Raw genomic sequence first — 13,231 nt, forward strand, 5'->3', positions numbered from 1 at the left:
ATGACTCAACCCCACGGCATGCTGTTTGTCGCCACCAATATCGATGCTGCAGATGAAGCGGATTTCAACCAATGGTACGACCACGAACACGTTGAAGAGCGCGTGGCCATCAGCGGCTTTCTTAGCGGCACGCGTTACCAGGCGGTGGATGCCGAACGCACATACCTCGGCCTGTATGAAACCGCATCGCTGGAAGCCTTTACCAGCGCGGATTATCACGCCGCCTTCACGCGCCAGACCGAATGGTCGGTGAAGAACCTCAACAAAATGGTCAATCCGATGCGCCGCGTCTGCGCCATCTCGCATCAGCATGGACAAGGCACCGGTAGCCATCTGGCGGTGCTGACCTTAAAAGCGGGTACAGATGTTGCATCGCTGGGCAGCTGGCAAAGCAGCGTGCAGCAAACGCCCGGCTATATCGCCTCACGTTTGCTGACGCCTGACACCACGCTGAGCTCGCCGCTGCCACGGGAAACCAGCGCAACGCGACCAATGCATCCGATGCTGCTGCTGACCTGCCGCGACGCCCAGGTGTGTAAAACCCTCGCCGCCGATGCCGCGCAGGCACTCAACGCGGACGTACAGCTCTACTCCCTCAGCTGGCAGTTAACCCAACAGGAGATGGCTCATGGCTAATACCGATTCAACCTTGCCGCACGCGTCAGGCGCGCGCGCCAGCCACAGCAAAACCGGTCGCCTCGCGGCGGCCAGCTCCATCGGTACCGCGCTGGAGTGGTATGACTTCACGGTCTACAACATCATGGCGGCGCTGGTGTTTAACCACGTCTTTTTCCCCAGCTTTGATCCGCTGGTCGGAACCATTCTGGCGTTTTCCACCTATGCGGTCGGCTACATTTCCCGTCCGGTTGGCGGCTTTATCTTTGGTCATCTCGGCGATGTCGCCGGGCGTAAAGCGGTATTGATCACCACCCTGGTGATTATGGGCGTCACCACCGCGCTGATGGGCCTGCTGCCTGGCTATGCGGTGTGGGGCATCTGGAGTCCGGTGCTGTTGGTGGCCTTACGCTTTATTCAGGGTATTGCATTAGGCGGCGAATGGGCCGGTGCAGTGTTGCTGTCAATGGAGCATGGCGATGCCGACAAGCGTGGCCGTAACGCCTCGTTTGCGCAGGTGGGTCCCTCGTGCGGTACCTTGATTGGTACCGGATTTATCACGCTGGTAACGGTTGCGTTGAGCGGGGAGCAGTTTCAGGAGTGGGGATGGCGCATTCCGTTCCTGCTGAGTCTGCTGCTGGTGATGTTTGGCTTATGGCTGCGTCGCGGCGTAGAAGAGACGCCAACCTTTGTCGCGATGCAGCAGGCGGAGAAAACCACGCATACGCCACTGAAAGAGGTGTTTGTTCGCTATCCGCGTGAGCTACTGATCGCTGGCGGTTCACGTATCGGCTCCGACGTGTTGTACGCGTTGGTGGTGGTGTTTACCCTCACCTACGTCACCACCGTGCTGCAACTGCCGCGTCCGCTGGCGTTAATGGCCACTATGCTCGGCGCAATTGGCAATGCGATTACGGTGCCGATGTTTGGTGCGCTCTCCGACAAGCTCGGCCGTCGTCCGGTCTACATTGCCGGTGCGCTGCTGGCAATCGTTTGGTCGTTTGTGTTCTTTGTGCTGCTGGATAGCTCGCAGCCGGTGCTGATTGTGCTGGCGGTCATTGGCGGCTTGCTGATTCATGCGGTGATGTACGGGCCGCAGGCGGCGTTTGTCACCGAACAGTTCCCCAGCCACGTGCGCTACGCCGGATCGTCACTGGCTTACACGCTGGCAGGAATCATTGGCGGTGGCTTTGCGCCCCTGATCATCACGACCTTGTATAAAGAGATGGGCAGCACGCTGTGGGTATCGCTGTATGTCAGCCTGGCGTTGCTGATCACGCTGTTTGCGCTGTGGAAGGCGAAAGAGACCGCGCATCGCCCGCTTTAATCAGAGAGGTGTTTGGCGAGGGATTGCCAGACTTCAGCAGAGGAGAACAACAAGGCGCGGCACGCGCGACCCTATTAGTGCAGTTTTTTCGCCAGGATACGAATGGCTTTCTCGCAGGCGACTTTGGTTTTGCTGTCGGTGGAGCGCAAACTTAGGCGATACAACGCACCTATGAGTTCCTGAACGGTAAGCGCTTCATCAGGACGCAGGATACGTGTCACTACCCTGCCCACCAATGCGCGAATCTCTTCCGTAATATCTGAATCTTCGTCTTTCACTTGCCCTCCGTCTTTACGCTTCGCTTATTTAGGAAGTATCCGACTCCTAATTAGACAAATTTTAGTCCAGCAGCTTCATAACTAACTTGATGGTTTCTGGTTCATCTTTTACATCGGTGATCTTGCCCACAACGCGCATGCCAAAGGCGATGCAGAGGATCAATCCCGCGGCGGTGTCCACATCCAGATTGGGCGTGACCGAGCCATCTTCCTGGCCCAGTTTGAGCAGCGAGGCGAGGAAGTTTTTATTACGAATGACCGCTTCACTCACCAGTTGCGAAAGATCGTCATCCAGCACCTGCAGCTCTACCGCGCTGCCCACCACTAAACAGCCGGTGCGACCTTCCACCGCCCGCGCGGAATCAAGGTAAAACTGCAGCAGCTCGCCGAGCTTCTCGCGGCCGCTGGTGAACTGTGCCAGACGCTGGCGCAGATCGGCATTACGCACCGAAAGATAGCGTTCAAACACCAGCAGAAACAAGCTGCGTTTATCTTTAAAAGCCTTGTAGATGCTGCCCGCTGTCAACCCCATCGCTTCGCCCAGATCGTTAAGTGAAGCCGCATGAAACCCCTTCTGACGAAAAACAATCATGGCTTTGTCCAGAGCCTGTTCGATATCGAACTCTCTTGGGCGGCCACGTTCTCTGCTTTTCATGTCGGTGGGTTGCGTTTTACTCATACGGATGGCATCAGGGAATGCGGGTTTCCAAAAGTTGACGGAAATGTCTTATCGACGATCACTATATCGCAACCCACCCTTGCCTGTATAGCCGGGCGAACATAATGCCTTACAGAGCAAAGAGTTAGTGAATAACTTTTGGCTATTAACGGTTTTTTTTCTCCACGCTGGTTCACACAATCGCAAATTTATGAGTCAGCTCACAGCTCAGGCAAGCAAAGCGCAAATCCTGTGCCAGGATTAATTCACCCGCTGGCATCAGGCCAGCGAAGGGCAGCACACAGTCACCACGAAATAGGGAGATCAACATGAACGAAGATCGTATTAGCGGCAACTGGAAGCAGTTCAAAGGGAAAGTGAAGGAAAAATGGGGCGACCTGACCGATGATGACATGACCGTGGTTGAAGGAAAACGCGATCAGCTGGTCGGCAAAATCCAGGAACGCTACGGTTATGAAAAAGACCGTGCGGAGAAAGAAGTTAAAGAGTGGGAAGATTCGAATAAGTACCGCTGGTAACGCCGCGCCGTTATGCCGGACAACTTTGTCCGGCATACAGCGATCAGTGCTGCGTTGAGTCATCTGCCGAGACGTTTTTCGCCCTAAAGCTCATCACGTTCTCTTCCGATTGCTCAACCTTGTCTGCTGTGCTGCTGTTCGTCACCAGCTCTAAAGCCAGTCTGGCGATCCGTACCTCTTCCGCCGTCACACCCGCATGTATCATCTTCTCTAATTGCGCGAGCAGCGTGGTACGCGAAACCGGCGCATCCTGGTTAAATAATTCCATCACCGCATCACCAATCGCGATGTCGCATAACTGTTTGTCATTACTGTTTTTCATGGGCTCTCTGTAATCGTCTCAACCAACCCTGGCCGGGGGATCCTGACGTGGCTGAGCATACCCACTGAGAAAAAAACGTCAAATACAAAAAAATGTCGATGCAATCGAAAATGCTTCGACATTGCAGGCTATGCGTTAAACGTCGAGTTTGCGGCCTGTCAGCCACTCCGGGATCGCGGTGTTAGCGGAAGGAATTGTGAAGATAATGGCCTGAAGAGTATTGGGTCTATGAGGATTCATTAATATTTATTGCGCGATAAATCACGCCGCTACCCATACGTGCACTGATTCCGTAGCGACGCAATTTATTGCGCAACCGCATTAACTCAGCGTCAACGTCCGTTGCGGATGCGTCGCCGGCAGTTTGCTCTTCTGGCCGAAAATCTTCTCGCGCAGCGTGCCTGGCTTGTACGCCGTCTGCGCCAGGCCGCGTTTTTGCAGCACCGGCACCACGTGTTCAACCCACTCATCCCACCAGCCGAGCGTGGTGACCGGCACCACGTTAAAACCATCAACGCCAGCATCAGCAAACTGCTGCACCCGGTCGGCGATCTGTTCTGGCGTACCGGCGAAACGGCCCGGTAGCAGCGCATGTTGAATCAGGTATTCGCGCCAGGTCAGCACGCGGCCTTGCCCATAATCGGCATCGACCGCGATACGGAATTTCGAGCGCATGTGCTGGCTGAACTCCTCGCGCCGGCTCAGTTCGGTCAGCGGCGTATCGGGATCGATATTCGCCAGATCGATGCCCGAACCGCCGCTGTAGAAGCCCTGCAATGCATTGATATCAATGTTATCGAACAGATATTGCTGCTTACGCTTCGCCTCTTCCTCGGTCGATCCAATCACGGTGGAAAGCATCACCAGCTTCTTCAAATCCTCCGGCTGGCGACCGTAATCCACCACATCCTGATTAAGGATGGCGATATCTTTGCGCGCGGTGTCTGGCGTTTGCGATGGCAGGAACGTCACTTCGGCGTTACGCGCGGCAAAGCGGCGTCCGGCATCCGAGTTGCCGGCCTGGAAGAACACCGGGCTGCGCTGCGGTGACGGCTCAACAATGTGCGGCCCTTCCACCCGATAGCGCTTACCGACGTGGTTGATTTTGTGGATCTTGTCAGCATCGAAAAAGCGGTTAGTAGCGGGATCGTGCAGCACTGCGCCCTCTTCCCACGACAGCTCCCACAGCTTATATGCCACATCGAGATACTCCTGCGCCCATTCGTAGCGCTCATCGTGCGGCACAATGTCCTGATAACCGTAGTTGCGGAAGCCGTTGGAGAGATACGAAGTCACGATATTCTAGCCGATGCGACCGCGGGTAAATTCATCCAGCGAGGAGATTTGGCGCGCAAACGAGAACGGATGAGTCTGAATCACGTTGCTGGTGACCACCAGACCGAGATTTTCAGTCGCTAAACCCAGCGCCGAAAGAATGGTGATCGGATCGGGCTCGGGGAACTGGGTGCCGGCGCGCATGGTGGTTTTGCCGTCGCCATATTCGATGTCATACACGCCCACTACATCGGCGATGAACAAGGTATCAAACAGCCCTTTTTCCAGGGTTTTCACCGTCTGCACATAGGCTTCAAGCTGGTTGTAGTTGTACTGCACCTGACCTTCCGGCGTGCGCCAGTAACCGTGGCTGTGATGATTCGGCGTGAGATGCAAAAATCCGTTATAAATTAGTTCGCGTGACATGTTCGCTCCAGTAGCAAAGTTAGGCAGTTTCCAGCGCGGCCAGGCGTGGCAGCGAGGCAAGTAACGTCTGGGTATAGGGATGGCGCGGGCGGTAGAACACCTCATCGGCGGCGCCCTGCTCGACCGCCTGGCCGTTCTGCATCACCAGCACGCGATCGCTCATGTGATGGATCACGCCGAGATCGTGCGAGATAAACAGATAGCTGACGCCGAGCTGCGCCTGCAGATCGCTGAGAAGATCGAGAATCTGCGCCTGAATGGTGACGTCCAGCGCCGAGACCGCTTCGTCGAGCACAATCACTTTGGGATGGGTCGCAATCGCGCGGGCAATCGCCACACGCTGTCGCTGGCCGCCCGACATGCGCGCCGGCCATTGATTAAGATGCTCCGCGCCGAGCCCAACCGCTTGCAGCAGGCTAATCGCCCGCTCGCGCGGCGTCTGCGTCGGCGACTGCCGATCGAGCGCAATCGCATCCAGCAGGATGTCGGCCACGCGCCAGCGCGGGTCAAACGAGGAGAGCGGATCCTGGTACACCACGGCAATCTGGCGACGAATGGCACGCTGATCGGCGGCGGACGCATGGCTCCACGGCTGGCCGGCAAACAGCACCTCGCCGCTGTCCGGTGATTCCAGCGCCAGCGCGATGCGCGACAAGGTGGTTTTACCGGAACCCGACTCGCCGACAATTCCCAGCGTCTCGCCGCGCTTCAGGGTAAAGGAAACGTCATCGACGGCGCGGTGCCCGCGAAAACGCTTCATGATATGCCGCGCTTCCAGCAGCACTTCATCCGAGGGCGTTACAGTTGGGATTGGCACGCTGGGTGCGCTGCCGGAAAGGCGTTGTCCTTTGGTGTGTTCGCTGGGAATCGCGTTTATCAAACCTTGGGTATACGCATGCTGCGGCTGTTGCAGCACCTGCTGCGCTGAGCCGGCCTCCACAATCGATCCGCCCTGCATCACCAGAATTTGATCGGCGATTTTTGCCACCACCGCCAGATCGTGACTAATCAAAATCACGCTGGTGCCGCGATCCAGCATCAGGCGCAGCACTTCCAGCACCTGCGCCTGTACCGTGACATCCAGCGCGGTGGTGGGCTCATCGGCGATCAGCACATCCGGATGCAGCGCAATCGCCGAGGCGATCAATGCGCGCTGGCGCAAGCCGCCCGACAGCTCTCCCGGCCGCTGGCTGGCGCGATAAGCCGCCTGCGGCACGCCGACCTCTTCCAGCAAGGCCTGTACTTTCTGCTGGCGGCTGGCGGCGTTGCCCCAGCCATGCAGCGCCAGCGCTTCGGCGATCTCTTTGCCCACCGGGCGCAGCGGATCCAGCGACACCAGCGCGTCCTGCAAAATGAAACCCACTTTGCTGCCGCGCACTTTGCGCCACCAGCTGTCGCTACGCTGCTGCAGCGTCTCACCGTGCAGGCTCAGCGTGTCAGCCTGCACGTGCAATCCGTCTCCGGCTAATCCCACCAGCGAACGGGCGGTGACGCTTTTTCCCGATCCCGATTCACCCACCAGCGCCAGACATTGCCCGCGTTGCAGCGAGAAGCTGACGTTCTTCACAATATGGCGCGGTTGCCCGCTTTCGCTGCTGGCCCAGATATTCAGACTGCGCACATCAATCACATTGTTGCTCATTAGCGCTTCTCTCCTTCCGCTCGCTGCTGGATGTAGCGGCCAATCTGCGTAAACGACAGCGCCACCAGCACAATGGCAATGCCCGGCAAGACTTCCAGCCACCAGGCGACGGTGACGTTAATTTTTCCGGCTTCAAGCAGCGCGCCCCACTCCGGCGACGGCGGCACCACGCCTAATCCAAGAAACGACAGACCTGATGCCCACACCACCGATTGCCCGATGCCTAACGCCACCAGCGAGAACAGCGGCCGAAACACGTTGGGCGCGATGTGCTGGGTAAACAGCCGCGGCCACGGATGCCCGAGCGCACGCGCCGCTTCGACATAACCGGATTGGTTGACCTGCAATGCCTGCGCCCGCACCAATCGCGCATAGCCGGGCGCGGTGCCAATGCCGACCGAGATCAGCAAACTGCTGGCGGAGGGACCCAGCAGCGCGACAAACAGCAGCGCCAGCAGCAAGGTGGGAAACGCCAGCAAGATCTCCAGCAGACGATTAACCGGCTCCGCCAGCCAACGCGGTCCGAGTGCGGCGCTAAAGCCGAGCACCACCGCACCCAACAGCGCAATCACCATCGCGCCGATGCCAATCAGCAGCGACTGACGCGTGCCCCAGATAATGCGGCTATAGAGATCGCGGCCAATGTCATCGGTGCCGAGCCAGTTGGCCCACGAAGGGGCTTGCAGCGCGCGATAGAGATCGGTGCTGAAGGGATCGTGCGTCGCCAGCACACCAGGCGCGATGGCCGCGACAATAAAGAACAGCGCCACAATGGCGGAAAGCAGCACTGAGAGCGGCAATTGCCAGCTCACGCGCGTAATGCGCGGTCCGGCGTAATCCGTGAGATGAGTTGTCATGGGCGACCTCGCAGGCGGGGATCGACGATCAGGTAAATCAGGTCAACCACCAGGTTAATGACGATGTAGAGGAAACTGATGAGAATCACGATGCCGGAGACCAGCGCAAAATCCTTGTTGCTCACCGCATTGACCAGCACATTGCCGAGGCCCGGCCGGGCAAACACCGCTTCCACCAGCACCGCGCCAGAGAGCAAATTGCCAATTGCCCAGCCGCTCAGCGTGATGGCCGGAATCAGGGCGTGGCGTAATACATGGCGCAGCCGCACGCCCGCCAGACTCATGCCGCGCGCCCGCGCCGACAGCACAAACGGCTGCTGCATGCTGCGTTCAAATTCGCCGCGAATGGCGTGACCCATAAAGCCCGCCAGCGGAATCGCCAGCGTGATGGCGGGCAGCACGGTGCCGAGCAGGCTGGTGCCGCCGACCACCGGGAACCAGCGCAAGCCGATGGCGAAGACGATCAGCAGCAGAATACCAATCCAGTACTGCGGCAATCCGGCCATGATGGTTTCCACTGCCGAACCGAATGCCGCCAGCCGACGGTTACGTCCGGCGGTGAGCAGCGTCCACGGAATGGCAATAATCCACGCCAGCAGCAGCGCGGCAATCGCCAGAGTAAAGGTCGGCAGCAGCTGCTCGGCAATGATGTGCACCACCGGCCGCTGCAACTCAAAGGAGAAACCAAAATCGGCGTGCAGCAGCCGCCAGAAATAGTGCAGATACTGCTCGACAATCGGCTTATCGAAACCGTACTGCGCGTTGATCGGTGCCAGCTCCGCTGGCGTGCGTTCAATCACCTGCCCGGAAGTGATATTCAGCAGGATGGTAGCGCGATCGCCCGGCAGCACCGACAGCACCAAAAACGTCACGGTGATGGTGCCCCACAGCACGAACAGCGCGGAGGCGATGCGCAGTGAAATCCGCCGCAGCAGCGACGCCGTACGGCTGCGTGGCGCGGCAACGCTGGCCACATCGGCGGTGCTGTTTTGCGGCGACGATGACGTTAATTCACTCATGGCTGCTCCTGCACGAAGTAAGCATCGTTAAAGTTCAGCAATCCGTTGCCCTGATCCTGCCAAAGCCCGCGAATGTTGTTGGCAATGGCAACGTTGTAGGTGAAGTTGTAGCCGCCGATGGCAATCGCCTGATCGTCAAACCACTTTTGCAGCAGGTCGAACTTTTGCTGGCGCCGTTGCGCATTCGGCTCACGCTGCGCATCAAGGATTTGCGCTTCCACTTCGGGATTATTGAAAAAGCTGGTGTTGTTGCCGTTGAACGCGCCGTTGAGCGCATGGTTGTAGACGATGTCGAGGATGTTGGGCGACGGCCAAACCCAGTAACCAAAGCTGATTTCTTTTTCTGCCGGACGCGAACGTGCGCCGGCAAAGCCTTCGGTTTGCGTTAGCGGGATCAGATCCAGCTTGATGCCAACGCGTTTGACCTGATCCTGCACCGCCTGCAGCATCAGCGCGCCTTCCTGGTCGATAATCGCCTGAATAAACGGCAAGCGCGCATCCAGCGTTTTGCCGTCTTTGGTGCGATAGCCGGCGGCATCGCGCCCGGTCCAGCCGGCGGCGTCCAGCAGCTGATTGGCTTTGGCAATATTGAGTGAATAGCGATCGTCAACATTGAGATAGAGCGGCGTGCTTTTACTCAGTGAACCGTTGCCCTCATACGGCACCGCGCCTTTGAACACGGTTTTGACGATCTGCTTGCGGTCCAGTGCGTAAGCAAACGCCTGGCGCACCCGCTGATCGGTAAACGGACCGCGCTGCACATTAAAGGAGAACGCCTGCGGCCGTCCGGTGGCGACGTAGGAGAGCGTTTGATAATGATGCTGCAGCGCCTGCCACTGCGCGGATGGCGGCTGATAAATCACATCCGCGCCGCCGCTCACCAGTGCGCCCCAGCGCGTGGTGGCATCCGGCACGAACTTCCACTCCAGATGCTTGATATATGCCGGGCCGTTGTGGTGCGCGTTTGGCGGTGCCCAGCGATAGTCGTCATTGCGCACAAAACTGATGCCATCGCCGCGCACCCAGCGCGCCACTTTCCACGGTCCGGTGCCGACCGGTCGTAAGCACTTCTGCTCGCTGCTGTTATGCGCCAGTGAATCGGGTGATTGAAATCCATAATGACCATTTGCCAGCACGTTATAGATTTCAGGATTCGGCTCAGATAAATGTAGCGCCACGGTATAATCATCGACCTTGGTAAATCCGGTCATATAAGTAAAACCGTGCCAGCCTATGCCTTTTTGCCACGCCGGATAATTCGCAATAACTGCATCGGCATTAAACAGATCGCCATCGGTAAATTTAACGTCGTGGCGTAGATGAAAAGTAATGGTTTTACGATCGGCGGATTCACTCCAGCTGGCAGCCAGCCACGGACGAATCTGTCCGTTGTCATAACTCACCAGATAATCAAAAACCTGACGCGATAAATAAGCTTGCTGCACCCAGCCGCCCCACAAGCATGGCGGCTCCTGCTCATGCAGATAAACCAGCGTGCCGTCGCTATAATGGGGCGGCACGGTCTGCGCGCTGACGCTAAAGGGCAACGCACCACTTATCGTCGCCCATATCGGTATGAATAAGCGCTGAAGAACCTGATATTTCATTTCTGACTATTTCCCGGTCAAACGCTAATAACTGATTTCGCGTGGATCTATTCCGCTTGAAATTATATTTTCTGGAAATTAATGGGTAATTTTCGGAGTCGCATTTGAATAGAGCACAGATATAAAGCGCGGCAAATAACAATAGTGGCAGTCAATATGCAGAAATGAATCATCTGTTCCATATAGTGAAATAAGCTGAGTTTAGTTATTTGGCGAAATAGCTTACGCAGAAAAAGCATTAAATCGCGCCCGATGGCGATGACATAGTAATGAAAATTTCTATGCTGGAGAGAAGCGTCATGTCGCACATCGAATCAGGTTGGGGAGCTGGCCCGTCATCTCGTTATGAACAGCTGGCGGAGCGTTTCCGTCCTGTGTTCAGGAACATACGCGCGGGCGCGATTGAGCGAGAGCTGCAGCGTCAACTGCCGCTGGAGCAAATTGCGTGGTTGAAACAGAGCGGTTTCACCGCACTGCGCGTGCCGGAGAGCCATGGCGGACTCGGCGCGACGCTGCCTGAGCTGTTCGCGCTGCTGATTGAGCTCGGCGAGGCGGATTCTAATCTGGTGCAATCGATTCGCGGTCATCTCGGCTTTGTGGAGAACGTGCTGAACAGCGGCAGCAGCCCGTTTCGGGATAAGTGGCTAACGCGCCTCGGACGCGGTGAAATCGTTGGGCCGGCGTGGAGCGAAACCGGCGATGCGCGCCAATCTGAATTCTCCACGCGCATTGCGCGCAGCGGCGAATCCTGGCGGCTCAATGGCCGCAAGTTTTACACTACCGGCTCGCTCTATTCTGACTGGATTGATATCGGCATCACCGATGAAAACGGCAAAGGCGTATCGGTGACGGTATCCCGCACCGCCGAGGGCGTGACGGTGCTCGACGACTGGAACGGTTTCGGCCAAACCCTGACCGCCAGCGGCACGGCGATTTTTGCCAACGTGGCGATCGCCGCCGATGACATCAACGAAGAGATTCATTTCAGGTATTCACCGGCGTTTTATCAGCTGATTCATCTGGCAACGCTGGCTGGCATTGGCCGCGCGCAGAGCGGTGAAGTGGCGCAGCAGGTGGCGTCGCGCACCCGCACTTACAGCAACGGCAATGCGCCGCGTGCCGCGCAGGATGCGCAGATTTTGCAAGTGGTTGGACGCCTGCGCGGCGCAGCCTACAGCAGCGGCGCGATTGTGCTGCACGCCGCCAGCGCGGTGCAGCGAGCGTATGACGCCCACTTTAGTGGCGATCAGGAGGTGGAGAACCATGCGGTGGCGATCGCCGAGCTGGAAGTGTCGCAGTCGCTGAATGTGGTGAGCGATCTGCTGCTCAATGCCAGCTCGACGCTGTTTGATGCGCTGGGCGCGTCGGCCACGCTGAAACCGCTGGCGCTGGACCGCTTCTGGCGCAATGTGCGCACCCTTTCCTCGCACAATCCGCGCATCTACAAGGATCGCATCGTCGGTGATTTCGCGGTGAACGGCACGTTGCCACCCGAGCAGTGGCGCATCGGCGTAGCGGATAAATCATCTGTATAATCAATGTGGATGAATGCACCCTCCCGTAACGGCGCAATTTATTGCGCAATAAATTGCGCCGCTACGGATTGTGCATGATATTGCCGCCATGAGACACTCTGGCTTATTCCGTCAAAATATCTATTTCACGCCATGAAAACCTTTCTGATTATTGTGCCCGACGGCGGCATGCTGTTTGAAGCGGCAGGTATCGCCGATATCCTTATGCGCGCCAATCAGCATCTGCCGGCTGGCGTCGATCAGCAGCGCTATCGCGTCAGCCTCGCCACCACCCAATCGCATCAGGTGATCCACGGCCAATCCGGCCTCAATCTATTAGCCGATCTCAAGCTGGCCGATCTCGATCCGCGCACTGCGTGGGACACCATCATGATCACCGGGCGCGGCGACAGCGTGGAAGAAGGCAATATGGTGGTCGATTTCATCAAGCTGGCGGCTCCGCAGGCGCGCCGCGTGGTGTCGGTATGTGGCGGCGCGATGCTGCTGGCGGAATCCGGCTTGCTGGCAGGTCGCCGCGCCACCACGCACTGGCGCTTGCTCGATACCTTGCAATCGCGCTATCCAGCGATTCAGGTGGAAGGCGGTCCGCTGTTTATTCAGGACGGACCGATCTGGACCTCCGGCGGCGTCAGCTCGGGCTTTGACCTGACATTAGCGCTGGTGGAAGAGGATTTCGGCTTTAGCGTCGCGCGTGATATTGCGCAGGACATGGTGATGTATCTGCGCCGTCCCGGCGGACAGATGCAGTTCAGCCGTTTTCATCTGCAGACGCCGAGCGGCATTGGCCCGATCGCTGAACTGCAGCGCTGGATCCGCGCCAACCTCGCCGAAGATCTCTCAGTCGAGAAACTGGCGGAGCGCGTCGCCATGAGCCCGCGCAACTTTACCCGCGTGTTCACCCGTGAAACCGGCGCGCCGCCCGCTCGCTATGTGGCCGAAGCGCGCCTCGCCGCCGCGCGTGAACAACTGGAACAAAGCAACGACACGCTGGATCGCATCGCGCAACAGACCGGTTTTGGCAGCAGCATCAATTTACGCCGCAGCTTTGAGCGTCAGCTGCATCTCACGCCGGGCGAATATCGCCAGCGCTTCCACTGTCGGAAATTGGCGTAAAGTGATCCTTTTTTGGCG

The 13,231-nt window shown here is 57.8% G+C and carries 12 protein-coding genes and 1 pseudogene; 5 read left to right on the forward strand and 8 right to left on the reverse strand.

Annotation, left to right across the window (positions count from 1 at the left end; genetic code table 11):
* Positions 1 to 636, forward strand: a complete 636-nt coding sequence (locus tag AAF463_RS11185) for a hypothetical protein (protein WP_350260734.1) — start codon at positions 1 to 3, stop codon at positions 634 to 636.
* Complete coding sequence (locus tag AAF463_RS11190) at positions 629 to 1,942, forward strand: MFS transporter (RefSeq protein ID WP_137385988.1); 1,314 nt, start codon at positions 629 to 631, stop codon at positions 1,940 to 1,942. Before AAF463_RS11185 ends, AAF463_RS11190 begins: the two co-directional genes overlap by 8 nt.
* A gap of 74 nt (positions 1,943 to 2,016) precedes the next feature.
* On the opposite strand, the gene AAF463_RS11195 is transcribed toward AAF463_RS11190, so the two are convergent.
* Positions 2,017 to 2,220 (reverse strand): hypothetical protein, encoded by a 204-nt coding sequence (locus tag AAF463_RS11195; protein WP_101764092.1) that lies wholly within the window; start codon positions 2,218 to 2,220, stop codon positions 2,017 to 2,019.
* 61 nt (positions 2,221 to 2,281) lie between these two features.
* The gene (locus tag AAF463_RS11200) at positions 2,282 to 2,899 is read right to left on the reverse strand and encodes a TetR/AcrR family transcriptional regulator (protein ID WP_137385989.1); all 618 of its coding nucleotides are present in this window, start codon (positions 2,897 to 2,899) and stop codon (positions 2,282 to 2,284) included.
* A 308-nt stretch (positions 2,900 to 3,207) separates the two neighbouring features.
* Here AAF463_RS11200 and AAF463_RS11205 point away from each other — a divergent pair, with 308 nt between their 5' ends.
* Positions 3,208 to 3,417, forward strand: coding sequence for a CsbD family protein (locus tag AAF463_RS11205; protein ID WP_007892931.1), 210 nt, complete (start codon positions 3,208 to 3,210; stop codon positions 3,415 to 3,417).
* Between the two features lie 43 nt (positions 3,418 to 3,460).
* Here AAF463_RS11205 and AAF463_RS11210 read toward each other — a convergent pair whose 3' ends face one another.
* The 6 genes and pseudogenes from AAF463_RS11210 to AAF463_RS11235 all read right to left on the reverse strand — a co-directional run bounded on the left by AAF463_RS11210 (position 3,461) and on the right by AAF463_RS11235 (position 10,565).
* Positions 3,461 to 3,739, reverse strand: a complete 279-nt coding sequence (locus tag AAF463_RS11210) for a hypothetical protein (RefSeq protein WP_101764090.1) — start codon at positions 3,737 to 3,739, stop codon at positions 3,461 to 3,463.
* Between the two features lie 321 nt (positions 3,740 to 4,060).
* A pseudogene (locus tag AAF463_RS11215) lies at positions 4,061 to 5,545 on the reverse strand (NtaA/DmoA family FMN-dependent monooxygenase).
* Entirely contained in the window at positions 5,460 to 7,082 is a 1,623-nt protein-coding gene (locus AAF463_RS11220) for an ABC transporter ATP-binding protein (protein WP_350260735.1), read from the reverse strand. Before AAF463_RS11220 ends, AAF463_RS11215 begins: the two are co-directional and overlap by 86 nt.
* Positions 7,082 to 7,939, reverse strand: coding sequence for an ABC transporter permease (locus AAF463_RS11225; protein WP_350260736.1), 858 nt, complete (start codon positions 7,937 to 7,939; stop codon positions 7,082 to 7,084). Before AAF463_RS11225 ends, AAF463_RS11220 begins: the two co-directional genes overlap by 1 nt.
* Positions 7,936 to 8,958: an ABC transporter permease gene (locus AAF463_RS11230; RefSeq protein ID WP_350260737.1), complete on the reverse strand. Its 1,023-nt coding sequence runs from the start codon at positions 8,956 to 8,958 to the stop codon at positions 7,936 to 7,938. The genes AAF463_RS11225 and AAF463_RS11230 overlap by 4 nt, the downstream gene beginning before the upstream one ends.
* Positions 8,955 to 10,565 carry an ABC transporter substrate-binding protein gene (locus AAF463_RS11235; protein ID WP_350260738.1) on the reverse strand — a complete coding sequence of 537 codons (1,611 nt, stop codon included), beginning with the start codon at positions 10,563 to 10,565 and terminating at the stop codon, positions 8,955 to 8,957. The genes AAF463_RS11230 and AAF463_RS11235 overlap by 4 nt, the downstream gene beginning before the upstream one ends.
* 299 nt (positions 10,566 to 10,864) lie before the next feature.
* Between AAF463_RS11235 and AAF463_RS11240 the strand changes: the two genes are divergently transcribed.
* Positions 10,865 to 12,100: an acyl-CoA dehydrogenase family protein gene (locus tag AAF463_RS11240; RefSeq protein ID WP_350260739.1), complete on the forward strand. Its 1,236-nt coding sequence runs from the start codon at positions 10,865 to 10,867 to the stop codon at positions 12,098 to 12,100.
* Positions 12,101 to 12,232: 132 nt separating this feature from the next.
* Positions 12,233 to 13,213, forward strand: coding sequence for a helix-turn-helix domain-containing protein (locus AAF463_RS11245; RefSeq protein ID WP_350260740.1), 981 nt, complete (start codon positions 12,233 to 12,235; stop codon positions 13,211 to 13,213).
* Positions 13,214 to 13,231 lie beyond the last annotated feature (18 nt).

It is taken from the genome of Pantoea sp. BJ2 (assembly GCF_040255075.1).
Lineage (GTDB): Bacteria > Pseudomonadota > Gammaproteobacteria > Enterobacterales > Enterobacteriaceae > Pantoea > Pantoea leporis.

Coding starts and splice junctions, on each gene's coding strand:
- AAF463_RS11185 (WP_350260734.1), top strand. CDS start 1: ATGACTCAACCCCACGGCATGCTGTTTGTCGCCACCAATATCGATGCT.
- AAF463_RS11190 (WP_137385988.1), top strand. CDS start 629: ATGGCTAATACCGATTCAACCTTGCCGCACGCGTCAGGCGCGCGCGCC.
- AAF463_RS11200 (WP_137385989.1), bottom strand. CDS start 2,899: ATGAGTAAAACGCAACCCACCGACATGAAAAGCAGAGAACGTGGCCGC.
- AAF463_RS11205 (WP_007892931.1), top strand. CDS start 3,208: ATGAACGAAGATCGTATTAGCGGCAACTGGAAGCAGTTCAAAGGGAAA.
- AAF463_RS11210 (WP_101764090.1), bottom strand. CDS start 3,739: ATGAAAAACAGTAATGACAAACAGTTATGCGACATCGCGATTGGTGAT.
- AAF463_RS11220 (WP_350260735.1), bottom strand. CDS start 7,082: ATGAGCAACAATGTGATTGATGTGCGCAGTCTGAATATCTGGGCCAGC.
- AAF463_RS11225 (WP_350260736.1), bottom strand. CDS start 7,939: ATGACAACTCATCTCACGGATTACGCCGGACCGCGCATTACGCGCGTG.
- AAF463_RS11230 (WP_350260737.1), bottom strand. CDS start 8,958: ATGAGTGAATTAACGTCATCGTCGCCGCAAAACAGCACCGCCGATGTG.
- AAF463_RS11235 (WP_350260738.1), bottom strand. CDS start 10,565: ATGAAATATCAGGTTCTTCAGCGCTTATTCATACCGATATGGGCGACG.
- AAF463_RS11240 (WP_350260739.1), top strand. CDS start 10,865: ATGTCGCACATCGAATCAGGTTGGGGAGCTGGCCCGTCATCTCGTTAT.
- AAF463_RS11245 (WP_350260740.1), top strand. CDS start 12,233: ATGAAAACCTTTCTGATTATTGTGCCCGACGGCGGCATGCTGTTTGAA.